Consider the following 21,177-nt stretch of genomic DNA (forward strand, 5'->3'; position numbering starts at 1 on the left):
CGAAAGTCTCTCGTTCAATCTAAGTCTAGCATCGCAGGACACAAGTATGCGAGCGCCTTGCGACACAGGAAAGATACGCAGTTTCACGCATCTTGGTTTTCAGCGCGTTGAGGATTTCAGCACCCGATCGACCATGGCGGGCGCAAGCCCCAGGTAATTTTTCGGTGAGGTGAGTGCCTCGATCGTGGCACGGTCGATGCGGCTCGATATCCGTGAATCTGCGGACAGCGCATCGGCAAGGCTGATCCCCTTGTCGTTGGCCTCGCGGCAGGCGTCATAAACCACGTCATGCGCCTCCTGCCGCCCGATCTGCGGCGCGAGCCCCATCATGACCGCTTCGGCCACAATCAGGCCGCGGCTGACGGCGAGATTGTCGTTCATCTTCCTTTCGTCCACGATCAGGCCGGCGAGCGCGAACTTCGCCTGGTGCAGCGCGCCGGCGGTCAGCACGAAGCTTTCGGGGATCGCCATCCATTCGGCGTGCCAGGGGCCGGTAGCGCGCTCGAAATCCTGCACCATCGCGTCCAGCATCAGGCCGGCGTGCTGGCGCACCGCCTTGGACGCCGCGAGCATCAGCTCCGAAGAGATCGGGTTTCGCTTCTGCGGCATGGTCGAGGAGGCGCCGCGGCCCTTGACGAAAGGCTCGTAGACCTCAGCGAACTCGGTCGAGGCCATGATCATGATGTCGAGCCCGATCTTGCCGAGCGAGCCGGTGACGAGCGCGAGGAAGTTCACGGCCTCGGCAAGGCCGTCGCGCGCGACGTGCCAAGTCGAGGCGGGCACGCCGAGCTTCAGCTCGGCGCAGAGCGCCTCCTGCACCGCGAACCCCTTGTCGCCGAGCGAGGCCAGCGTGCCGGCCGCGCCCGCGAACTGACCGACCAGCAGGCGCGGCTTCAATTGCTCAAGGCGCTCGGCGTGGCGGTCGAACATCGCGAGCCAGATCGCGGTCTTGTAGCCGAAGGTGACCGGCAGCGCCTGCTGCAGATGGGTCCGGCCGGCCATCGGTGTGTCGCGATAGCGCTTGGAGAGATCGGCGAGGATCCTGCGCAGCTCGGCGATGTCCCGCTCGACGATCTCGATCGCGGCGCGCAATTGCAGCACCACCGCGGTATCCATGATGTCCTGCGTGGTCGCGCCCCAATGCACGTAGCGGCCGGCTTCACCACACTGCTTCACCATCTGGTGCACCAGAGGGAGGATCGGATAGCCGACGATGTCGGTCTCCTGCCTGAGCAGATCGAAGTCGAGCGCGGCGACATCGGTCCGCGCCGCGATCTGATCGGCAGCGTCCTGCGGGATCACGCCGCATGCTGCTTCCGCCTTCGCCAGTGCGACCTCGACCTCGGCATAGCGGCCGACCAGCGCAACGTCGGAAAACACCTCGCGCATTGCTGGGGTGCCGAAGGCGTCCCGAAACAGCATGGAATCGAGCACGGTGGTCGAGGCGTGAAAAGCGGGCATGAGCGTTTCTTCGTGGCTGTGTTCTGTATGCGGGTAGCTTACGCACGTCGCAATGTTCGGCAATGGACATTCCAGGTTCGTCAGATGTTGACGGCATGCGACGATCATGCCGCCGCGCGTCCGGCTGACAACTCCGCCGTCCTGAGGTTGCGCGGGGATGACCGTGATAGTCGTCCCGGATGTCGCTTCGCTCATTCGGGCTACGATCGACGCTCGACCCATGGGTGCCCGCGACAGTCTGACCGAAACGGCCCGATTCTCATCCCGGGTTCTATTCCTCCTCGAAATCCGCATGGCTGCCATCACGCGATCGTGGTGAACCGGCCTGACCATTCGGCGGACTCACAGACTTCAAGTCGAAATCCCTTTTGATTTCATCATTGCCTGATGTCGCCGTGAGGTCCGAGTTTTCGACGTGCAGTTTCTATTCCGGGATCATCTTCTCGATACCGACCGGCGCGAGCTGAGCCGCGAGCAGGTTCCCATTTCCGTGGAACCGCAGGTTTTCGACCTCGTCGTCCATCTCATGGAGAACCGCGACCGGGTGGTCAGCAAGGACGAGCTGATCGACAAGATCTGGCACGGGCGCAGCGTCTCCGAATCCACCCTGACCAGCCGGATCAACGCGGCCCGCAAGGCGATCGGCGACAATGGCGCGAACCAGGCGCTGATCCGTACCATCGCGCGCAAGGGATTTCGCTTCGTCGGTGACGTGGAGACCAAGCTCGGCGCGGTCGCGCCGGAGATCGGCCGTTTCGTCCAGGCACCGCAGGCTATGCTCGCGCTGCCCGACCGCCCCGCGATCGCCGTGCTGCCCTTCACCAACATGAGCGGCGACCGCGAGCAGGATTATTTCTCGGACGGCATCAGTGAGGACATCATCACCGCGCTGTCGAAGCTGCGCTGGTTCTTCGTCATCGCGCGCAATTCCTCGTTCGTCTACAAGGGCCGTGCCGTGCACATCCACGAGGTCGCGCGCGAGCTCGGCGTGCGCTACGTGGTCGAAGGCAGCGTGCGACGGAGCGGCGACCGCCTGCGCGTCTCGGCCCAGCTCAACGACGTCTCGACCGGGAGCCATCTCTGGGCCGAGCGCTACGACCGCGAGCTCGCCGACATCTTCGCCGTGCAGGACGAGATCACCGAGGCGATCGTCGCCGCGATCGAGCCGCAGCTCTATGCCGCCGAAAGCTTTCGCGCCCAGCAGAAGCCCCCTGGCAGCCTCGACGCCTGGGGCCTCCTGATGCGGGGGCTGTCGCATTACTGGCGCATCACCCGCGAGGACAATGCGACGGCGCAAGGGCTGCTCGAGAAGGCGGTTGCGATCGAACCGGCCTATGGCAAGGCGCTGGGCCTGCTCGCGACCAGCCACATCTTCGGCGCGCATATGGGCTGGGCCGACATGGCCGCGACCGTGCCGGTCGCCGAACGCGCCGCGCTCGCCGCGGTGGAAGCTGATCGCGAGGACGCCTTTGCCCATCTCGGCCTCGCCTATACGTATCTGTTCCGCCGCCGCTTCGACGATGCACTGGCAGAGTTCGAGCTGGCCTTGAGGCTCAATCCGAACTGCGCGATGGCGCACGCCTTCCACGGCGTGACGCTGTGCTACGCGGGACGATGGCAGGACGGCGATGCCGCTGCGCGGCGCGCGCTGCGGCTGAGCCCGCGCGATCCGCTCGCAGCGATCTATTGCGGCGTTGCCGCCTATGCCCAATTCATCGGCCGCAACTACGAACAGTCGATGCAGATGGCACGAGAATCGATGCGGCAGCGCGCCGATTTCGTCGGCGCCCATCGCGTACTGACCGCCGCCGCCGGCATGTCGGGAGATCCCGAGCTCGCGGCGGCCGCGCTGGAAGGCCTGCGCCGCACCCAGCCTGGGATTTCGCTCGCCTGGATCACGCGCGAATTGCCGATGCTACGGGAAGAGGATCGCAAGCATTACCTGGAAGGGCTGCGGCGCGCGGGGATGAGGTAGGTCGCCACACTGACGGTGCACCCTCTCTCCTTGCGGGAGAGGGAGGATTCGATGCGAAGCATCGAACCCGGGTTGGGGGGTGTGCATCCTCACGAGCAATCCGACGAGCGGACGGAACCGCTCATCCGCCTTGACTTCGGCAAGGCACCTTCTTCCACAAGAAGGGGAGAAGGGAAGAAGAAGCTACTCCTGCATCATCTCGCCGCTGCCGCCGAACTCGGCTGGGAAGTCCTTCAGCTTGGGCAGGCCGTCGCGCATCGGCAGCACGGTCTCGGCGTAGTTGACGTGGACGCCGGGCGTGAAGGCGAGCGTGGGAAGGGTCGCGGTGAAGACGTCGATGAGGCCGAGCGGCGGGTGATTGGTCATGAGATGGCCGCCACACTTCCTGCAATATTTGCGCTGGCTGAGCGGCGTCTTGGCGAAGGTCTCGACATGCTGGGCACCCTCGGTAATGCGCACGGCTTCGGGCTTCCACAGGCTGAAGGCGTTCACCGGTCCGCCGGACCAGGACCGGCAGGAGCGGCAATGGCAATAGCCCATCGCCTCCGGCGCGCCTGTGACCTCGACGGTGACAGCGCCGCAGAAGCAGTTTCCGACATGTTTCATTTGGTCGTCTCCATGATGAAGGATCGATATCGCGTGTCGGCGCACCATGCGTCCTCCTTTCGGTGGACGCATGGCGCGAGGCGGAGATTATACTGATCTGCGCCAGGGAATAAGCATCGATACCCGTTGTTTGTACTGCCGGTACTCGTCACCGAAGAGATCGATGAGGTCGCGCTCCTCCAGCGCGATGCCGACGAAGATGTAGAGCGTGGTCACGGCCGCAAACAGCAGATGGCCCGCAGTCATGATCGGCGCCGCCCAGAACGCGATGATGAAGCCGAGATAGATCGGATGACGGACGAATTTGTAGAGCAGCGGCGTCTTGAAGCGCTGCGGCACGGCTTCCCTGCCGACGAGATGATCGGTCACCTGAGACAGGCCGAACAACTCGAAATGGTTGATGATGAAGGTCGACGTGAACACCAGCACCCAGCCTACGAAGGACAAGGTGACCAGCATCACGGCAAGATCGGGATTCTCGACCTCCCATATGACGGCAGGCAGCGGACGCCACTGCCAGAACAGGAGGAGCAATGACAGACTCGCGAACAGCACGTAGGTCGAACGCTCGACCGGCTTGGGGACGAACTGCGTCCACCACGCCTTGAATTGCCGGCGCGCCATCACGCTGTGTTGAACCGCGAACAGCGACATCAGCAGCAGATTGATGATGACCGCGCGAGCGACGGGCGCTTCGGCTCCGGTGTCGATGGTCTTCGGCACCATCACCCCCATGACGAAGCCGATGGCGTAGAGAACGGTGACGAAAAAGACGAGATATGCCGCAATTCCGTACAGAAAGGCGATGAACCTGAAAATGCGAGAGCCCGCAACCTCCGGGCCGATGGAATGAACCTGGTGATCAAGTTGGGTCATAGAACGCTCCGTTGTGCCGAGGCATCGGCACTGTTTGGTCTTCGCACCATGCCGGATCGAACGTCCCCTGACTTTTGCAGAGGGTTGATTTTCGCCTGAGACGACTTTGATTTTTGCTTGAGACGACAAAAACGTGCGATTCTGCTTTGAAAACAACGTGCTGGACGGCGACCTGCGGGAGCTCACCTGCGGCGGGACGGCCGTGCCTTTGCAGCCGCAGGTGTTCGATCTCCTGCTTTACCTCGTTGCCGAACGCGCCCGTGTGGTCAGCAAGGATGACCTGATCAGCGAGATCTGGAGTGACCGCGCCGTCTCGGATTCCGCCCTGAACAGCCGGATCAACGCGGCCCGCAAGGCGCTCGGCGATGACGGCGCGACCCAGAGGCTGATCAAGACCATCCCGCGCAAGGGCTTTCGCTTCGTCGGCGACGTCCGGGAAGAGGTAGCAGCCGCGCCGGCGCCCGCTGAACCCGTCACGGCGCGACTACGCACCGTGACGGACCGCCCGGCGATCGCGGTGCTCGCCTTCGAGAACATGAGCGGCGATCCCGCGCAGGACTATTTCGGCGACGGAATTAGCGAGGATATTCTCACCGCGTTGTCCAAGCAGCGCTGGTTCATGGTAATCGCCCGCAACTCGTCCTTCACCTACAAGGGTCGCGCGGTCCACATCAGGCAGATCGCCGAGGAGCTCGGCGTCCGCTACATCGTCGAAGGCAGCGTGCGCAAGGCGGACAACCGGGTGCGCATCACCGCGCAGCTCAACGACGCCACCACGGGCAGCCATCTCTGGGCCGAGCGTTATGACCGCGAGCTCGTCGACGTCTTCACCGTGCAGGACGAGATCACCAACGCGATCGCCGCGGCGATCGAGCCGCAGATCCACGCGGCGGAGAATTTTCGCAGCCATCGCAAGCCGCCCGCGAGCCTGGACGCCTGGGACCTCTTGATGCGCGCGCTGTCGCATTACTGGCGCGTGACCCGCCAGGACCATGAGGCCGCGAAGTCGCTGCTCGGGCGCGCGATCGCAATCGATCCGAACTACGGGCAGGCCCTGTCGGTGCTGGCCGTCAACGACATGTTCGGCGTGCATCTCGGCTGGGCTGAGCTCGCCGCGGTTGCCCCGGCCGCAGAAGCCGCCGCGCTCAAAGCAGTGCGCTGCGACCACGAGGATGCCTGGGCGCATGCCGCGCTCGGCAGCGTCTACTTCTCGACACGCAGGCTCGCGGACGCATTATCCGAGTTCGAGCAGGCCCTCGCGCTCAACCCGAACTTCTCGCTGGCGCAAGGCTATCACGCGCTGGCGCTGTCCTATGCCGGGCGGTCTGAGGAGGCGTTTGCGGCGGCGCAGAACGCAATCCGGCTCTCACCGCGCGATCCGTCGCTGGCGATCTATCACGGTATCGCCGGGTATGCGCGCTTCACCGAGCGGCAATATGACGAAGCCATCGCGCTCGCGCGCGAAGCGATCCGCCATCGCGGCGACCTCACCGGCGCTTACCGCGTTCTCGCCGTTTCGGCCGGCATGACCGGCGACAGCGCGCTTGCGGAGATGGCTCTAGGCGAGCTCCGCCGCACGCAGCCGGGCATCTCGCTGCAGTGGATCGCGACGCAGCTGCCGTGGGCCAGCAAAGCCGATCGCGAGCACTATCTGGAGGGATTCCGGCGGGCGGGATTGCGGTGAGGCGAAAAGCTGCTCTTTCCCTCCCCCGGAGGGTAAGAGCAAAACGGCGCTACACGCTCTTCCGGCGCAGATGGACGATGACGTCGAGCCGCGCGATCTCGTGGCCGGGAAGGGCCTCCGGCATCTTGGTCAAAGCCAGGCCGTCGGCGACGTCGACCAGCACATCCTCGCCTTCGAGATAGAAGTGCGGATGCACGGACGTGTCGGTATCGAAGAATGACTTGATGCCGTCGGCGGCGATCCGGCGCAACAGGCCGGCTTCCGTGAACTGGTTCAGGGTGTTGTAGACGGTCGCGAGCGACAGATGGGCGTTCGCGGCCATCGCCTCTTCATAAAGGCTCTCTGCGGTGACGTGACGGTGACTGCGCAGAAACAGCAGCTGGCCGAGTGCCAGGCGCTGACGGGTCGGCCGCAGGCCGGCATCGACAAGCAATTGCAGACAGTGCTGCATGCCCTCATCGACCTCCGGTCCGACGATGTCAGATCCGCTGTCGTCGCCCGCTGGGATTTTCGTGGCGTGCATGTCCATCGATCGTCTCACGTCTGCAAGAACCAGGACGCGCAACACGACATCCCGCCAGTTGCGATTGGATCGCAGAAGCGGCTGCTTGACTTTGATCCGGATCAAATTTGGCGACGACCCGTCCTCTGACTTATCGCAAGGCGGTCCGGTTTAGTCCCGGCGAGAATGGTTCGGCATCGATGAGGCTCACATGTCCAGGCCGGTTCCCGACAAGGCAGAGGTCGCGCTCGAATATCCCGACAAGTTCTATGTCGGCACCTTCGAGCATTCTTCCCGTTTCGAGGCGCGGCTCGACGGCAGCGGCGTTGCGCTCGTGCTGCAGCATCCGGGCGCGGCTGACGAACGCAAATCGGTCCATCTGCACATCAATTTCGGTCTGCTCGCCGGCATCCTGCGGGAGCTCGCCGGCACCGTGGCCGCCATGCCCAAGGACGACATCGCGCACCGCGAACAGCTCGCAGACGCGCTCGACGAATTGCGGCGGGCGCTGCGGACGCCCTGAAGGCTACTTCGCTTTCGCCTGCATCGGTGCCGGCACCGCCGCCCACTCCTTTTCGGCGCGCGGGCCGTTGAGATCGCCAGTCAGGCCGACGAGCTGGCCGGGCAGCACGTCGAGAGTCTGCTGCGGGGTCTGGGACCCGACGCGGCTGCGGCGCTCACCATTGCCGGCCCGAGGCATTGTTCGCAAAGAAGCGCCTGACACATTTGGCCGCAGGCGCGGTTTTGGGCAGCGCCATCCGGCGGGGATTCTCGATTATGGCCGCAACCAGGGCCAGGGCGGCGCAATTCGGCGAGGTCGCAGCTTCCCTGATGGTCGCGAGCTGCGTCGCCAGATTGGGATTGGCCGAGGTCGCGATCACCTTCGCCATGTCGCGGGTCGAGAACTCCCCGAAATGCCCATCTGCCGGGAGCGCGTGGCATTGCCCATGGGGACTTGTCTTCGTGACACGCCATGGATCAAGTGAAAACAGGACGCGCTGTACATTTTTTGTGCGAACCCTGTCGAGACTTTCATCTTGCGGCGCCGAATGAGACTATGTGAGCCTCGATGGTGGATGGGGACTGGGATGGGCCGGCCGTCGCTTTGCGCGCGAGAACGTCGCGAAGCGTTCACGGCTGGCCGCGCTTGAGAAAGATAAGATATGCCAAAACGAGTGTTGCTTGGTCTCCTCCTCGCTTGCGGCCTCACGGCCCCGGCGCTGGCGCAAGAGCCGAAAACGGGGGGCGTGATCAATGCCGTGATCCAGCCCGAGCCGCCCGGCCTCATGCTGGCGCAGGTCCAGAACGGCCCGGTCCAGATGGTCTCGGGCAACATCTTCGAGGGCCTGCTGCGCTACAGCCCGAAGCTCGAGCCGCTGCCGGAGCTTGCCGAAAGCTGGAGCGTCAGCGAGGACGCCAAGACCTACACCTTCAAGCTCAAGAAGGGCGTGACCTGGCATGACGGCAAGCCCTTCACCGCCGCCGACGTCCTATTCTCGATGGAGATGCTGAAGCAGACGCATGCGCGTGCCCGCACCAACCTGGCGCAGGTCGACAAGATCGAGACGCCGGACGACTATACGGTGGTGTTCACGCTGAAACAGCCGTTCGGCCCGTTTCTCGGCATCTTCGAGGTCGGCTCGATGCCGATGGTGCCGAAGCATCTCTATGAAGGCACCGACTGGAAGACCAACCCCTACAACAACGCCCCTGTCGGCACCGGCCCGTTCATGTTCAAGGAGTGGCAGAAGGGCTCGTTCATCCGCCTGGTCAAGAACCCAAACTACCACGAAAAGGGCAAGCCCTATCTCGACGAGATCTACTGGCAGATCATCCCCGACGCGGCCGCGCGCTCGGTGGCGTATGAGACCGGCAAGGTCGACGTGCTGCCCGGCGGCTCGGTCGAGAATTTCGACGTGCCGCGGCTGTCCAAGCTGAAGGACACCTGCGTCACCGGCGCCGGCTGGGAGTTCTTCTCGCCGCTCGCCTGGCTGTGGCTGAACAACCGCCAGGGTCCGCTCGCAGATAAGCGGGTGCGGCAGGCGATCATGTACGCGATCGACCGCGATTTCGCCAAGGACGTGATCTGGAACGGGCTCGGCAAGGTGGCGACCGGCCCTTCGTCCTCGGCCATCAAATACTACACCGACGACGTGAAGAAATATCCGTACGATCCGGCCAAGGCCAAGGCCTTGCTGAAGGAAGCCGGCTACAAGGGCGAGAAGATCCGCCTGCTGCCGCTCGCCTATGGCGAGACCTGGCAGCGCTGGGGCGAAGCGGTGAAGCAGAACCTGCAGGACGTCGGCATGACCATCGAAACGATCGCCACCGACGTTGCTGGCGGCAACCAGAAAATCGCCGACTGGGACTACGACATCGCCTTCACCTATCTCTACCAGTATGGCGATCCCGCGCTCGGCGTCGGCCGCAACTATATCTCCAGCAACATCGCCAAGGGACAGGTCTTCAACAACGTCGAGGGCTACTCCAATCCGGAGATCGACAAGCTGTTCGCCGACGGCGCGACCGCGACCCCGGATTCCAAGCGCAAGGAGATCTACGACAAGGCGCAGAAGATCCTGGTCGAGGACGTGCCGGTGGCCTGGATGCTGGAGCTGCAATTCCCGACCATCACGCGCTGCAAGGTCAAGAACCTGATCACCACGGGGATCGGGGTCAATGACGGCTTCAAGGACGCATGGCTCGACAAGTGAGCCCTTCCTTCTTCAGCTCTCCCGGCCTGCGGGGAGAGGTCGAATGTGCGCATAGCGCACATTCGGGTGAGGGGGAGTCTCCGCGATTCCAACTGCTGATACGCTCGCGGAGAGTCCCCCTCACCCCAACCCTCTCCCCGCAAGCGGGGCGAGGGAGTCACTCCGTCTTCGTGGCTCCAGGTCACATCACCAATATGACTCACTAGATGCTCTCCTTCGTCGCTCAGCGTGTCGTGAAGGGCGTGATCGTCCTGCTCGCGATCGTCGTCCTCAATTTCTTCCTGATCCGGCTCGCGCCCGGTGACCCCGCGATCGTCATGGCGGGCGAGGCCGGCGCCAGCGATCAGATCTTCGTCAAGCAGCTCCGCGAGAAATTCGGCCTCGACAAGCCGCTGCCCGAGCAGCTCTTCATTTACGTCAAAGGGGTCGCCACCCTCGACCTCGGCTTTTCCTTCCGCCAGCAGGCGCCGGTCGCCAAGCTGATCGGCGAACGGCTGCCCGCAACGCTGCTGCTGACGCTGACCGCCTTCGCGATCTCGCTCACGCTCGGCATCCTGTTCGGCACCTTCGCCGCGCGCTTTGCCGGAACCTTTCTCGACACCGGCATCACCGTGTTCGCGCTGATCTTCTACGCGATGCCGATCTTCTGGGTGGCACTGATGGGCATCCTGCTGTTCTCGGTCACGTTCGAGTGGCTGCCCAGCTTCGGCTACGAGACGGTCGGCGCCAACGTGACGGGTCTTGCCCACGCGGTCGACGTCGCCAAGCACCTGATCATGCCGGCGATGACGCTCGGCCTGTTCTTCATGGCGACCTACACCCGCATGACGCGCGCCTCGATGCTGGAGGTGAAGCGCCTCGACTTCGTCAAGACGGCGCGCGCCAAGGGCCTCTCCGACGCTGTGATCCAACGCCGCCACGTGCTGCGCAACGCGCTGCTGCCGGTCGTGACGCTCGCCGGCGTGCATTCCGGCACGCTGATCGGCGGCGCCGTCATCACCGAGACCGTGTTCGCCTGGCCCGGCATCGGGCGGCTGATGTACGACGCGCTGTTGCAGCGGGACTACAATCTGCTGCTCGGCGTGTTCGTGATCTGCTCGGCCATGGTCCTGATCTTCAACCTCATCACCGACCTCGTCTATCGCCTGGTCGATCCACGCATCGAATTCGCCTCATGAAACAGTTCTGGAAATCGATGCTGAAGAGCCCCAGCGGCGTCATCGGGCTCATCATCCTCCTCTTCGCGATCTCGGTCGCCGTGTTTGGGCCGATGCTGTTCCCAAATTCGCCCTGGCGCATGGTGCAGCGGCCGTTCCTGCCGCCCTTCACGCTCGGGGCCGTCCCGCTCGGCACCGATGCGCTCGGCCGCGACGTCTTCGCCGGCATGATCTTCGGCGCCCGCGTGTCGCTGCTGGTCGGCCTCGTCTCCACCCTGGTCGCGCTGCTCGTCGGCGTTCCCATCGGCGCCATGGCCGGCTATTTCGGCGGCAAGGTCGACGACGCCCTGATGCGTTTCACCGAGTTCTTCCAGACCATCCCGAGCTTCGCGCTCGCCATCGTGCTGGTCGCGATCCTGCAGCCCTCGATCTATTCGATCGTGGCCTCGATCGCGGTGGTGAGCTGGCCGCCGGTCGCGCGCCTCGTGCGCGGCGAGGTGCTGTCGCTCCGTACGCGCGAATATGTCCAGGCCGCTGTCGTGACCGGCCAGAGCAACAGCTGGATCATCCTGCGCGAGATCCTGCCCAACGCACTGTCGCCGGTGATCGTGCTGGCCTCGCTGATGGTGGCGACCGCCATCCTGCTGGAATCCTCGCTGGCGTTCCTCGGCCTCGGCGACCCCAACCTGATCTCCTGGGGCTACATGGTCGGCGCCGGCCGCACCGTGATCCGCCAGGCCTGGTGGATCACCGTATTCCCCGGCGTCGCCATCCTGATCTCGGTGCTCGGGCTGAACCTGATCGGCGAAGGGCTCAACGACGCGCTCAATCCGCGCCTGTCGCGGGAGGGACGCTGATGATGACCGCTCCTCCCGCAGTCTCGATCAAGAACCTGCGGATCGCGCTGCCGAAGGGCGCCGAGCGTCCTTTCGCGGTTGATGGCGTCTCGCTGGACCTGCGGCCCGGCAAGATCGTCTGCGTCGTCGGCGAATCCGGCTCCGGCAAGTCGATGTGCGCGCACGCGCTAATGGGACTGTTGCCGGACACGGTGTCGGTCGCCTCGGGCGAGATCCAGTTCGAGGGACGCGACCTGCTCAAGCTCGACGACGACGGCTGGCGCGATCTGCGCGGCCGCCGCCTCGCGATGATCTTCCAGGAGCCGATGACCGCGCTCAATCCGTTGATGCGGATCGGTGACCAGATGGCGGAAATGTTCGAGGCGCACGGCCTGCTGACGCCGAAGGAACGTCGCGCCAAGGCGTTGTCGCTGGCGCGTGAGGTCGGCCTGCCCGACCCCGAGCGCATCGTGCGCGCCTATCCGCACCAGCTCTCCGGCGGCCAGCGCCAGCGCGCCATGATCGCGATGGCGCTCGCGCTCGAGCCGGCGGTGCTGGTCGCGGACGAGCCGACCACCGCGCTCGACGTCACCACGCAGGCGCAGATCCTCAAGCTGATCCGCAATCTCCAGCGCAACCGCAACATGGCGGTGATGTTCATCACCCATGATTTCGGCGTGGTCGCCGATATCGCCGACCAGGTCGTGGTGCTCCGCCACGGCAAGGTTGTCGAGGAAGGTCCGGCCTCCGCCGTCTTCAATGAGCCGCAGCACGACTACACCAAGGCCCTGCTCGCGGCCGTGCCGTCGATGGATCCGCCGGCGCGCAAGCCTCTCGACGAGCAAGCCAGGGCCGTCGAGGTGATCGGCCTTGACAAGACCTATGTCACGTCAGGCGGCTGGTTCCGCGAGGATCGCCGCGTCGATGCGGCACGCGCGGTCAACTTCAGCATCCTCAAGGGCGAGACGCTCGGCCTCGTCGGCGAATCCGGCTCGGGCAAGTCGTCCGTGGCGCGCCTCGTCATGCGGCTGATCGAGGCCGACCGCGGCACGGTGCGGATCGGCGAGACCGACCTCACGCAGCTCTCGGGCAAGGCCCTGCGCAGCGAGCGCCATCGCATCCAGATGATCTTCCAGGATCCATTCGCCTCGCTCAATCCGCGGCGCAAGATCGGCCACATCATCGCCGACGGCCCGATCGCCGCCGGCACCGATCCGAAGGTGGCGCTCGACCGCGCCCGCGATCTCCTGAAGATGGTGGGCCTGGATGCCGGCGCACTCGAACGCTATCCGCACGAATTCTCCGGCGGCCAGCGCCAGCGCATCGGCATCGCCCGCGCACTCGCGCTCGAGCCGGAGATCATCGTCGCGGACGAAGCCGTCTCCGCGCTCGACGTTTCGGTGCAGGCGCAAGTGTTGAAGCTTCTCGAAGATCTCAAGGTGCGCCTTGGCCTGTCGATGCTGTTCATCACCCACGATCTGCGGGTCGCCGCGCAGATCTGCGATCGCATCGCGGTGATGCAGCGCGGCGCCATTGTCGAGCTCAAGCCGACCGCGCAGCTCTTCGCTGCGCCCGAGCATGCCTATACGCGCGAGCTTCTGGCGGCCGTACCGGGACGCAAGGAGCGCGTGCCGGCAGCGTAAGGCGGCTGGTTGTCGTTCATCGACCTTCGTGATGGTTCCAAAACTTGCACGCTGCACGAGAGGAAACATATTCGGTCGAGCGGCATTTGCTCTCGTGAGACGGCCCTTGCCGGCGGCGGCAAGGGGTAAGCTGGCACCAGCACTGGCTCGCTCGCGGACTGAAGCCGCACGATCAACGTGACGTGGTGAGCGGACCTGCAGCCCAGCGCGTGAAACATGCCGGTTCGCTGGGTCTTTCACGGCGAGGTCACGCGCTTTTTATCGGTGGTGACCACTGCGCCGCTTCAACGCCGAAGGCGGCACCTTAGATTAGAATTGAATGATCGACGTCATCCCATAACGGACTGACACACTATTCGGAGCCAACATGGGCGAAGTTATTCGATTTGTCTCAAAGTCCGAGCGGGAGCGCGCACGCCTCATCGCGGAGGCACGCGCCATCTACGACAGCATCTTCCCCCCGGCCGATCCGGCCAACGAAGCGCAGGACAAGGCCGCGATCGGCCGCGCGTTCATCGGCCGCGACGGGGGTAACCTGTCGTGATCAAGATCATTGCCGTGCTCTGCAGCCTCGCCTCTCCGTCCAATTGCCACGAGCAGATCGTCACCACCTCGGACTTCGCGCAGGTCTCGGTGCAGTCCTGCCTGATGGGCGCGCCGCAACTCGCCGAATGGATGAACCAGCATCCGGCCGAACGCCTGGCGGCCTGGCGCTGCGTGATCGGTCAGCAGACCGGCCGCGGGATCTAAGCCGACGCCTGTTTCGGTGGCTCAGCGCCTTGGCGTGATCGACTGAAAAGAAGTAACCTCCCGTTGCGGCCATTGGCAGCAAGGGGGAAGCCGGATGGAAGTCGCGAGCCTCGTTCTTCCCGTCTTCGCGATCATCGTCACCGGCTGGCTCGCCGGTGTATCAGGCTATCTCTCCCGCACGCTGGCCGATGCGCTGGTGCACTTCGCCTACAATGTGGCGATGCCGGCGCTGCTGGTCGTCACGATCGCGCAGGAGCCGGCGCGCAATCTGCTGGAATGGCGCTTCCTGCTTGCCTTCGGCGGCGGCTCCCTGATCTGCTTCGCGCTGGTCTTCCTGACTGCGCGCGCCGGCGGAAAGCATGATCTTGCCAGCAGCACGATCCACGGCATGGCGGCGGCGATGACCAATACCGGCTTCGTGGCGCTGCCGATCCTGCACGCGATCTATGGCCAGCCCGCGGTGCTGCCTGCGGCGGTGGCGACAGTGTTCGTCGCCGCCGTGATGTTTCCGATCACGGTCATCCTGCTGGAAAAGGACGCGCCTGGAACGGTGTCTTCCGCCGCACTGGCGAAGCAGATCCTGCTCAACCCAATGGTGCTCTCGACCCTCATTGGGCTCGTGTGGGCAATCACGGGACTGCCGCTTCCGGCGCCGGTCGCGGCCTATCTGAACATGATCGCCGCCGCGCTCACACCCTGCGCACTGTTCGCCATCGGGCTCGGCCTGTCGGTGGAAGGCCTGCGATCCAACCTCACCGCATCCTTCGCGCTCGCGGCCGTGAAGCTGGTGATCATGCCGCTGATCGTCTACGGACTGTGCGTACTGCTAGGTCTCAATCCCCTCTACACTGTCGCTGCCGTCATATGCGCGGCCGTGCCGACGGCGAAGACCGTCTACGTGCTGGCGCACGAGCACAAGGTCGAGGAGAAGCTGGTCGCGGCCACGGTCTCGGTCACGACCATGCTGTCGGTCGGAACGTTGCTGGTCGCGCTGTACCTTCTCTCCGGTCTCGCGACCGGCACGCGCTGACCCGCATGGACGCGCTCATCTCGTGGTGTTGCTCCAGGTCGGAACCGAGTTGGTCACTCCGACCGACGGCCAATTATAAGTTCCGATCGACGGCGCCGTGACCGTACCGACCGTCTGTCCGGATGAGCCGTAAGCCGGCCCGGGCTGCGCAATTGGCGCGCCGGCACCGCCATAGGTCTGGCCCACCACAGATGTGTTGTAATAATGCCTGCTCGAGCGGGCCTTCTTGGCTTCGGCCGCGAAGGGCGCAGCCAACAGTCCGGCAGTAATGAGTGCGGCAACGGCCAGCTTCATGCTTCTCATGGCTGATCCTCCTCGTTGGGGCGCCCCGTCGATCATCTGATCATTCATCGCACAATTTCCATAGACCTCTCGTTCATAACTCCGTGCGCAAGCGAAGGTGCCGCAGTCGAGGGCGCCGCCTTCGGATGGACCCGAATCAGCGCTAGTGCATTGCCTGAACGATCTCCTGGACGCGAGTGACATGACCGGCCCTGAATTGAAGCAGCTTCGCAGCGATCTTTCCGACGTCATCGAGCGCAAGCTGACGGCCGCCGATATGGCAAGGCTCTGCGGATTGCCGGAGAAGGGCGGGGCCGACACGATCCGGCGCTGGGAGGTGAGCGGACCGTCGCCCTCGGCGACCAAGGTGCTGCGCGTGCTCGCGATGGCGAGCGAGCGCTATCCGATCCTGGAGAAGTTCGACATCTTCGATCGCCACGATGTGCGCGAGGAGGATCGGCCCGCCAAACGCGCAGCGTTCCGCGCGCAAATGCGCGACGAGGTGCTGCGGCGTCTCGGTTAACGAAGGCCGCGCGCAAGCCCGCGGACAGAAGCAATATTAAGCCTTCCTTCAGCATTTCTTAAGTCGGCATTAAGCACGAAAATCAATTGCAGCCCAATAAGTTAGGTTGGCTGCGGCTGTGCCACGGTTGTGACAGCATTTTCATCAAAAGCGAGCTATCTGCAAACCCAACGACGGCGCGAGAGAGCGCGCCAGCCGGGGACCTTACGTGTTGGAGTTCAAGACGATGAAGAAGATTCTGTTTGCGACCGTGGCGCTGCTGGTGGTGGGCGCTGCTGCGCCGGCGCTCGGTGCCGATCTCGGTAACCGCAACTACTATAAGACCCCCGCGCCGGCCTATGCCGCACCGATCTACAACTGGACCGGCTTCTACATCGGCGGCCATCTCGGTGGCGCCTTCTCCAGCGACAACAATTTCAACGGCCTCTCCACCGGCAACAACGGCAACGGCCGTTTCCTCGGCGGTGTGCAGGTCGGTGGGGACTGGCAGTTCAACCCGAACTTCGTGGTGGGCGTCGAAGGCCAGTATTCCTGGCTGTCGGGCAGCGTCGGCGCGGTGTTCCCGGGCGGCGTCGCCTACACCAACGACCAGCGTGGCCTCGGCTCGATCACCGGCCGCGTCGGCTACACCTGGGGTCCGGGCCTCGTCTACGTGAAGGGCGGCTACGCCTATTCCGACAACAACGAGAAGGTGACTGTCAACGGCGCGCCGAGGGCTTTCGTCATCACCGGCGATCACCGCAACGGCTACACCGTGGGTGCCGGTGTCGAATACATGTTCGCCCCGAACTGGTCGGCCAAGGCCGAGTATCAGTACTACAATTTCGGCGACGCGAGCTTAACCGGCGGTCCGCTGGCGGGCACCGGCAGCTTCACCACCGACGACCACACGGTCAAGGCCGGCCTCAACTACCGCTTCAACTGGGCAAGCCCGACCGTCGCGCGCTACTGATCGGTTAGCAAAGTCTTATCGCGACGAAGGGCCGGCGAGATCGCCGGCCCTTCCTTTTTCGCCCTGCGGAACCAAGCAAGCAATTGCCCCAATTGCGATTTTTTAACCGGCCCTGCCGATACTGCCCGCCACAAAACAGAAGCAAGAGGGTGGGGGAATTTCGATGGCGATCCGTCTGGGCGTTGGCCGTTTGCTTGGTCGATTCAAGCCTCGCTTCAAGATGCCGAAATGGGGCGTGCGCGGCAGCCTGTTTGCGGCCTTCGGAGTGATCGCGGGCATGGGCCTCGTGATCGCAGCCGGAGCCGGCCTGGCGCTGCAGAATCTGGGCGGACGCATGATTGAACTGAGCGGGCGGGACATTCCGCGCCTCGCCGCCAGCCTGCAATTGTCGGCCCTGAGCGCGAGCCTGGCGGCACAGGGACCCGCCCTGCTTGCGGCTCAGAGCGAAGAAGCCCTGAACGAGCGCACCAAGAAGCTCAGGGAGTTGCAGGAGCAGACGCAGCAGAAACTCAACGAGATCATCGAGCTCGGCGGCGACAAGTCCGTCGTCTCCGGACTCAGCGAGACGATGAAGAGCATTAACGAGGCGGCCCAGAGCCTTGCCAAGGCCGCTCGCGAACGGCTGGACATCGCGGCCCTCCATGACAAGCAATACGACGCGCTGCGCAGCGCCCAGGGCGCGTTCGTCGGCGCGGCCAGTCCGGCGATGCTGGAGGCGCAGACCCGGGTCAACGCCATTCTCGGCTCGGCAAACCTGTCGGCCGAAGATGCCACCGAAGCCGCGCAGACCGTCGGCCAGCTCGGCAACGTCGTTGCCAGCGGCAATCTCGCTGCCGCCGACATGAGCGCCGCGCTGTCGGCGAGCACGAGCGACAAGCTCGACGACATCCAGAAGGAATTCAAGACGGCACAAGGACGCCTGCGGTCCAACCTCGATCTGCTGGCGGACAATGAGGGCAACAAGACGCTGCGCGCGACGGCGGAAAAGCTGCTCGCACTCGGCACCGGCAAGACCGGCGTGTTCAATCTGCGTGAGAAGGAGCTCGACTCCATCGACTACGGCCAGACCATCCTGGACGAGACGCGCAAGCTCAATGTCGGCCTCGGCATCAGCGTGCAGCAGCTCGTCGACGGCGTGCAGAAGGAGACCAACGCCTCGACCTTCCAGGCACGGCAGGAGATTTCGCTCGCGACCTCGGTCATGCTGGCGCTCGGCGCGTTGATGCTGGTCGGCTCGGTCCTGTTCGTCTGGCTCTATGTCGGCCGCAACATCTTGCGCCGCATCACCGGTCTCCAGCGCGCCATGCAGCAGCTTTCTGCCGGCGACCTCGACACCGAGATCGCGCGCTCGAAGCACAATGACGAGATTGGCGCGATGACCGACACGCTGACCGTGTTCCGCGACAGCATGGTCGAGGCTCGCTCACTCGCCAGCGAGCAAGACAAGGATCGCGCCGCCAAGGCCGAGCGTGCCGCGCGCATGGAGGCCCGGATCGCCGAGTTCGAGGGCACCGTGCGCTCCGCGCTCGACAATCTCGCGCAATCGGCCAATTCGATGCAGTCGACCGCGCAGAGTATGTCGACCACCGCCGATCAATCCAACGCGCTGGTGAACGCGGTCGCCTCCGCCGCGGAGGAGACCTCGGTCAACGTGCAGACCGTATCGTCGGGCACCGAGCAGCTGTCGTCCTCGATCGAGGAGATCAGCAAGCAGGTGGTGACCTCGGCCGCGATCGCCAAGAAGGCGGTCGACGAGGCCGGCGCCACCGATACCACGGTGCAGAGCCTCGCCGACAGCGCGAGCCGCATCAGCGTCGTCGTCGACCTGATCCAGACCATCGCCTCGCAGACCAACCTGCTCGCGCTCAACGCCACCATCGAGGCGGCCCGCGCGGGCGAGGCAGGCCGCGGTTTCGCGGTGGTCGCCTCCGAGGTGAAAAGCCTCGCGAGTCAGACCGCGAAAGCAACCGAAGAGATCCGCACCCAGATCGCCAGCATGCAACAGGTCACGACCTCGGCGGTCGGCGCCATCCAGGGCATCGGCCGGATCATCGGCGAGATCAACGACGTGACGACGACGATCGCCGCCGCCGTCGAGGAACAGGGCGCGGCCACCCGCGAGATCGCCCGCAACATCCAGCATGCGGCCGGCGGCACCAGCGAGGTCTCCAGCAACATTGTCGGCGTCTCTACCGCCTCCGCCGAAGCCGGTGCGGCGGCCAACGAGGTACTGGGCGCCTCCGACGCGCTCCGCCGCGAGGCCGACATGCTGCGCGGAGAGATCGACGCGTTCCTCAACAACATGCGGGCGGCCTAAGGATGCCGGCCCGCGGCCCCGTAGCCCGGATGGAGCGCAGCGTAATCCGGGGATGGTCCCACCACGAGAGAAAGTCCCGGATTGCGCTGCGCTCCATCCGGGCGACGGAAAAACTGCCGGTATGACCGCCATGCGGAGACCACGGCCTGGCCTTTTTCGGCTGGCGTCCAGCCCCATGTGCGGGTACCGATAGTGCATGCATTCGAAAACCGACACCGTGCAGCCCTCGGCCGAGGCCCTGCGCTATCCCTGGGAACAGCATCCCGGCCCCGAAGAGGTCGTGGAGATCAGGCCCGGCGTGTTGTGGGCACGGCTGAAATTGCCGTTCCGCCTCAACCACGTGAACATCTATCTGCTCGCTGATGGCGACGGCTATGCGATGGTCGATGCCGGCTTCGGCAACGAGGAGACGATCGAAGCCTGGACGAAGCTGTTCGACGGCCCGCTGAAGGGCATCGACATCACGCGCCTGATCGTCACCCATTCGCACCCCGATCATGTCGGGCTCGCGGGGTGGATCGTCGAACGGTTCAACTGCCCGCTGGTGATGTCGCAGGTCGAATATCTGCAATCGGTCTATCACCAGAACCGCGGCACCGAGGAACGGAAGGAGGCACAACGGCTGTTCTTCCGCCGCCACGGCATGGACGAGTCGTTGACCGAAAAGCTGCTCGGCCGCGGCCAGGACTATCTCAAACGTGTCTCGGTCCTGCCGCCATCCTACCGCCGCATCTCACACGGCGACGAGGTCGTGATCGGTGCGCGCCGTTTCAAGGTGATCACCGGCGGCGGACACGCGCTCGACCAGGTGATGCTGTATTGTGCCGACGACAAGCTGTTCCTCTCCGCCGACCAGGTGCTGAGCAAGATCTCGCCGAACGTCAGCGTGTGGGCGGTCGAGCCCGACCAGAATTCGCTCGGCGAATATCTTGCCTCACTCGCGAGCCTCACCACCACTTTGCCCTATGACCTCTTGGTGCTGCCCGGCCATGGCGTGCCGTTCTACGGCCTCAAGACCCGCATCAAGCAGCTTGCCGACCACCACGAGGAGCGCTGCCGCCTGATCGCGGACGCCTGTCGCGAGCAACCGAAGACCTCGCGGGAACTGGTGCCCGTCGTGTTCAACAAGCACGTGCTCGACGAACACCAGATGGGTTTTGCCGCCGGCGAGCTGGTCGCCCACGTCAACTACATGATCGTCGAGGGCCGGCTGACGGCCGAGACCAAGGACGGCGTGCTGCAGTTCCGGACGACGTGAGCGGTGCTTGATCTCGCCCCGCTCGCGCGGAGAGGGAGTAGATCTCACTTCATATTCGCGATCGCGTGCAGCGCCGCGATGTAGCCGAACGGCCCGAGCCCGCAGATGACACCCGTTGCCACGAACGAGATCTTCGAGTGGCGATGATATTCGTCACGGGCGTGGATGTTGGAGATGTGCACCTCCAGCACCGGCCCCTCGAACGTTTTGATCGCATCCATGATCGACACCGAGGTGAAGGACAGGCCGGCCGGATTGATGATGATCGCGTCGGCATCCTGCCGCGCCGACTGGATCAGATCGACGAGCACGCCTTCATGGTTGGATTGATGGAAGGCGAGCTCGAGGCCGAACTTGGTGGCGGCGTCCTCGCAGCTCGCGTTGACCTCTGCGAGCGTCGTGGTGCCGTAGATGTGCGGCTCACGGATGCCGAGCATATTGAGGTTGGGACCGTTGAGGATCATCACGCGCTTCATTGCGGGGTCCTTTCGAAGACCTGTTCGAGCATGCGCTCCGGACAAATGACGCATGCGTTTGCGAAAATCGGATTGGTTAAGGTCGGCGGCCGCGATCAAGGAAAGCGCGTACCGGGCCACGAAGGAAGGCCAGGG

General features: G+C 64.3%; 21 protein-coding genes. 14 read left to right on the plus strand and 7 right to left on the minus strand.

What is annotated here, in order from left to right; genetic code table 11:
• Positions 1-99: 99 nt before the first annotated feature.
• Complete coding sequence (gene pcaB / locus A5906_RS00705; protein ID WP_080133392.1) at positions 100-1,461, minus strand: 3-carboxy-cis,cis-muconate cycloisomerase; 1,362 nt, start codon at positions 1,459-1,461, stop codon at positions 100-102.
• A 415-nt stretch (positions 1,462-1,876) separates the two neighbouring features.
• Here pcaB and A5906_RS00710 point away from each other — a divergent pair, with 415 nt between their 5' ends.
• Positions 1,877-3,436, plus strand: a complete 1,560-nt coding sequence (locus tag A5906_RS00710; protein WP_080133393.1) for a winged helix-turn-helix domain-containing tetratricopeptide repeat protein — start codon at positions 1,877-1,879, stop codon at positions 3,434-3,436.
• 183 nt (positions 3,437-3,619) lie between these two features.
• On the opposite strand, the gene A5906_RS00715 is transcribed toward A5906_RS00710, so the two are convergent.
• Both A5906_RS00715 and mddA read right to left on the minus strand, forming a co-directional pair.
• On the minus strand, positions 3,620-4,042 hold the full coding sequence (locus A5906_RS00715) for a GFA family protein (RefSeq protein ID WP_080133394.1): 423 nt from the start codon (positions 4,040-4,042) through the stop codon (positions 3,620-3,622).
• 87 nt (positions 4,043-4,129) lie between these two features.
• The gene (gene mddA / locus A5906_RS00720) at positions 4,130-4,918 is read right to left on the minus strand and encodes a methanethiol S-methyltransferase (RefSeq protein WP_080133395.1); all 789 of its coding nucleotides are present in this window, start codon (positions 4,916-4,918) and stop codon (positions 4,130-4,132) included.
• Positions 4,919-5,051: 133 nt separating this feature from the next.
• Here mddA and A5906_RS00725 point away from each other — a divergent pair, with 133 nt between their 5' ends.
• Positions 5,052-6,602, plus strand: coding sequence for a winged helix-turn-helix domain-containing protein (locus A5906_RS00725; protein WP_080133396.1), 1,551 nt, complete (start codon positions 5,052-5,054; stop codon positions 6,600-6,602).
• A 49-nt stretch (positions 6,603-6,651) separates the two neighbouring features.
• Here A5906_RS00725 and irr read toward each other — a convergent pair whose 3' ends face one another.
• Positions 6,652-7,131: a Fur family transcriptional regulator Irr gene (irr, locus tag A5906_RS00730; protein ID WP_080133986.1), complete on the minus strand. Its 480-nt coding sequence runs from the start codon at positions 7,129-7,131 to the stop codon at positions 6,652-6,654.
• A 184-nt stretch (positions 7,132-7,315) separates the two neighbouring features.
• Between irr and A5906_RS00735 the strand changes: the two genes are divergently transcribed.
• Complete coding sequence (locus A5906_RS00735; protein WP_080133397.1) at positions 7,316-7,627, plus strand: hypothetical protein; 312 nt, start codon at positions 7,316-7,318, stop codon at positions 7,625-7,627.
• A 154-nt stretch (positions 7,628-7,781) separates the two neighbouring features.
• Here the strand turns inward: A5906_RS00735 and A5906_RS00740 are convergent, their stop codons facing one another.
• Positions 7,782-7,994 carry a hypothetical protein gene (locus A5906_RS00740; RefSeq protein WP_245326541.1) on the minus strand — a complete coding sequence of 71 codons (213 nt, stop codon included), beginning with the start codon at positions 7,992-7,994 and terminating at the stop codon, positions 7,782-7,784.
• Between the two features lie 273 nt (positions 7,995-8,267).
• Here A5906_RS00740 and A5906_RS00745 point away from each other — a divergent pair, with 273 nt between their 5' ends.
• The 7 genes from A5906_RS00745 (at position 8,268) to A5906_RS00770 (ending at position 15,234) form a co-directional block, all read left to right on the plus strand.
• Positions 8,268-9,818 carry an ABC transporter substrate-binding protein gene (locus tag A5906_RS00745; RefSeq protein ID WP_080133398.1) on the plus strand — a complete coding sequence of 517 codons (1,551 nt, stop codon included), beginning with the start codon at positions 8,268-8,270 and terminating at the stop codon, positions 9,816-9,818.
• A gap of 206 nt (positions 9,819-10,024) precedes the next feature.
• The gene (locus A5906_RS00750; RefSeq protein ID WP_080133399.1) at positions 10,025-10,996 is read left to right on the plus strand and encodes an ABC transporter permease; all 972 of its coding nucleotides are present in this window, start codon (positions 10,025-10,027) and stop codon (positions 10,994-10,996) included.
• A complete protein-coding gene (locus A5906_RS00755; protein ID WP_080133400.1) occupies positions 10,993-11,832 on the plus strand; it encodes an ABC transporter permease in 840 nt (279 codons plus the stop codon). Before A5906_RS00750 ends, A5906_RS00755 begins: the two co-directional genes overlap by 4 nt.
• A 2-nt stretch (positions 11,833-11,834) precedes the next feature.
• A complete protein-coding gene (locus A5906_RS00760; protein WP_080133987.1) occupies positions 11,835-13,454 on the plus strand; it encodes an ABC transporter ATP-binding protein in 1,620 nt (539 codons plus the stop codon).
• 367 nt (positions 13,455-13,821) lie between these two features.
• Complete coding sequence (locus A5906_RS42820; protein ID WP_167523455.1) at positions 13,822-13,998, plus strand: hypothetical protein; 177 nt, start codon at positions 13,822-13,824, stop codon at positions 13,996-13,998.
• Positions 13,995-14,204, plus strand: coding sequence for a hypothetical protein (locus A5906_RS00765; protein ID WP_080133401.1), 210 nt, complete (start codon positions 13,995-13,997; stop codon positions 14,202-14,204). Before A5906_RS42820 ends, A5906_RS00765 begins: the two co-directional genes overlap by 4 nt.
• Positions 14,205-14,298: 94 nt before the next feature.
• Positions 14,299-15,234, plus strand: a complete 936-nt coding sequence (locus tag A5906_RS00770) for an AEC family transporter (RefSeq protein WP_080133402.1) — start codon at positions 14,299-14,301, stop codon at positions 15,232-15,234.
• A gap of 15 nt (positions 15,235-15,249) precedes the next feature.
• Here A5906_RS00770 and A5906_RS00775 read toward each other — a convergent pair whose 3' ends face one another.
• Positions 15,250-15,537, minus strand: coding sequence for a hypothetical protein (locus tag A5906_RS00775; RefSeq protein WP_080133403.1), 288 nt, complete (start codon positions 15,535-15,537; stop codon positions 15,250-15,252).
• Between the two features lie 181 nt (positions 15,538-15,718).
• Between A5906_RS00775 and A5906_RS00780 the strand changes: the two genes are divergently transcribed.
• From A5906_RS00780 to A5906_RS00795, 4 genes are all read left to right on the plus strand, one after another.
• Positions 15,719-16,039, plus strand: coding sequence for a helix-turn-helix domain-containing protein (locus tag A5906_RS00780; RefSeq protein ID WP_080133404.1), 321 nt, complete (start codon positions 15,719-15,721; stop codon positions 16,037-16,039).
• A 226-nt stretch (positions 16,040-16,265) separates the two neighbouring features.
• Entirely contained in the window at positions 16,266-16,991 is a 726-nt protein-coding gene (locus tag A5906_RS00785) for an outer membrane protein (protein WP_080133988.1), read from the plus strand.
• 163 nt (positions 16,992-17,154) lie between these two features.
• A complete protein-coding gene (locus tag A5906_RS00790) occupies positions 17,155-19,308 on the plus strand; it encodes a methyl-accepting chemotaxis protein (protein WP_080133405.1) in 2,154 nt (717 codons plus the stop codon).
• A gap of 196 nt (positions 19,309-19,504) precedes the next feature.
• Complete coding sequence (locus A5906_RS00795) at positions 19,505-20,566, plus strand: MBL fold metallo-hydrolase (protein WP_080133406.1); 1,062 nt, start codon at positions 19,505-19,507, stop codon at positions 20,564-20,566.
• Between the two features lie 44 nt (positions 20,567-20,610).
• On the opposite strand, the gene aroQ is transcribed toward A5906_RS00795, so the two are convergent.
• The gene (aroQ, locus tag A5906_RS00800) at positions 20,611-21,042 is read right to left on the minus strand and encodes a type II 3-dehydroquinate dehydratase (RefSeq protein ID WP_080133407.1); all 432 of its coding nucleotides are present in this window, start codon (positions 21,040-21,042) and stop codon (positions 20,611-20,613) included.
• Between the last annotated feature and the right edge of the window lie 135 nt (positions 21,043-21,177).

The sequence above is a fragment of the Bradyrhizobium sacchari genome (genome assembly GCF_002068095.1).
GTDB lineage: Bacteria > Pseudomonadota > Alphaproteobacteria > Rhizobiales > Xanthobacteraceae > Bradyrhizobium > Bradyrhizobium sacchari.

What these genes read in the sequence shown, in the direction of transcription:
- A5906_RS00735 (WP_080133397.1), top strand. Translation starts at nt 7,316, where the DNA reads ATGTCCAGGCCGGTTCCCGACAAGGCAGAGGTCGCGCTCGAATATCCC.
- A5906_RS00755 (WP_080133400.1), top strand. Translation starts at nt 10,993, where the DNA reads ATGAAACAGTTCTGGAAATCGATGCTGAAGAGCCCCAGCGGCGTCATC.
- aroQ (WP_080133407.1), bottom strand. Translation starts at nt 21,042, where the DNA reads ATGAAGCGCGTGATGATCCTCAACGGTCCCAACCTCAATATGCTCGGC.
- A5906_RS00715 (WP_080133394.1), bottom strand. Translation starts at nt 4,042, where the DNA reads ATGAAACATGTCGGAAACTGCTTCTGCGGCGCTGTCACCGTCGAGGTC.
- A5906_RS00740 (WP_245326541.1), bottom strand. Translation starts at nt 7,994, where the DNA reads ATGGCGAAGGTGATCGCGACCTCGGCCAATCCCAATCTGGCGACGCAG.
- A5906_RS00750 (WP_080133399.1), top strand. Translation starts at nt 10,025, where the DNA reads ATGCTCTCCTTCGTCGCTCAGCGTGTCGTGAAGGGCGTGATCGTCCTG.
- pcaB (WP_080133392.1), bottom strand. Translation starts at nt 1,461, where the DNA reads ATGCCCGCTTTTCACGCCTCGACCACCGTGCTCGATTCCATGCTGTTT.
- irr (WP_080133986.1), bottom strand. Translation starts at nt 7,131, where the DNA reads ATGGACATGCACGCCACGAAAATCCCAGCGGGCGACGACAGCGGATCT.
- A5906_RS00760 (WP_080133987.1), top strand. Translation starts at nt 11,835, where the DNA reads ATGACCGCTCCTCCCGCAGTCTCGATCAAGAACCTGCGGATCGCGCTG.
- A5906_RS00780 (WP_080133404.1), top strand. Translation starts at nt 15,719, where the DNA reads ATGACCGGCCCTGAATTGAAGCAGCTTCGCAGCGATCTTTCCGACGTC.
- A5906_RS00790 (WP_080133405.1), top strand. Translation starts at nt 17,155, where the DNA reads ATGGCGATCCGTCTGGGCGTTGGCCGTTTGCTTGGTCGATTCAAGCCT.
- A5906_RS00745 (WP_080133398.1), top strand. Translation starts at nt 8,268, where the DNA reads ATGCCAAAACGAGTGTTGCTTGGTCTCCTCCTCGCTTGCGGCCTCACG.
- A5906_RS00770 (WP_080133402.1), top strand. Translation starts at nt 14,299, where the DNA reads ATGGAAGTCGCGAGCCTCGTTCTTCCCGTCTTCGCGATCATCGTCACC.
- A5906_RS42820 (WP_167523455.1), top strand. Translation starts at nt 13,822, where the DNA reads ATGGGCGAAGTTATTCGATTTGTCTCAAAGTCCGAGCGGGAGCGCGCA.
- A5906_RS00775 (WP_080133403.1), bottom strand. Translation starts at nt 15,537, where the DNA reads ATGAGAAGCATGAAGCTGGCCGTTGCCGCACTCATTACTGCCGGACTG.
- A5906_RS00785 (WP_080133988.1), top strand. Translation starts at nt 16,266, where the DNA reads ATGAAGAAGATTCTGTTTGCGACCGTGGCGCTGCTGGTGGTGGGCGCT.
- mddA (WP_080133395.1), bottom strand. Translation starts at nt 4,918, where the DNA reads ATGACCCAACTTGATCACCAGGTTCATTCCATCGGCCCGGAGGTTGCG.
- A5906_RS00795 (WP_080133406.1), top strand. Translation starts at nt 19,505, where the DNA reads ATGCATTCGAAAACCGACACCGTGCAGCCCTCGGCCGAGGCCCTGCGC.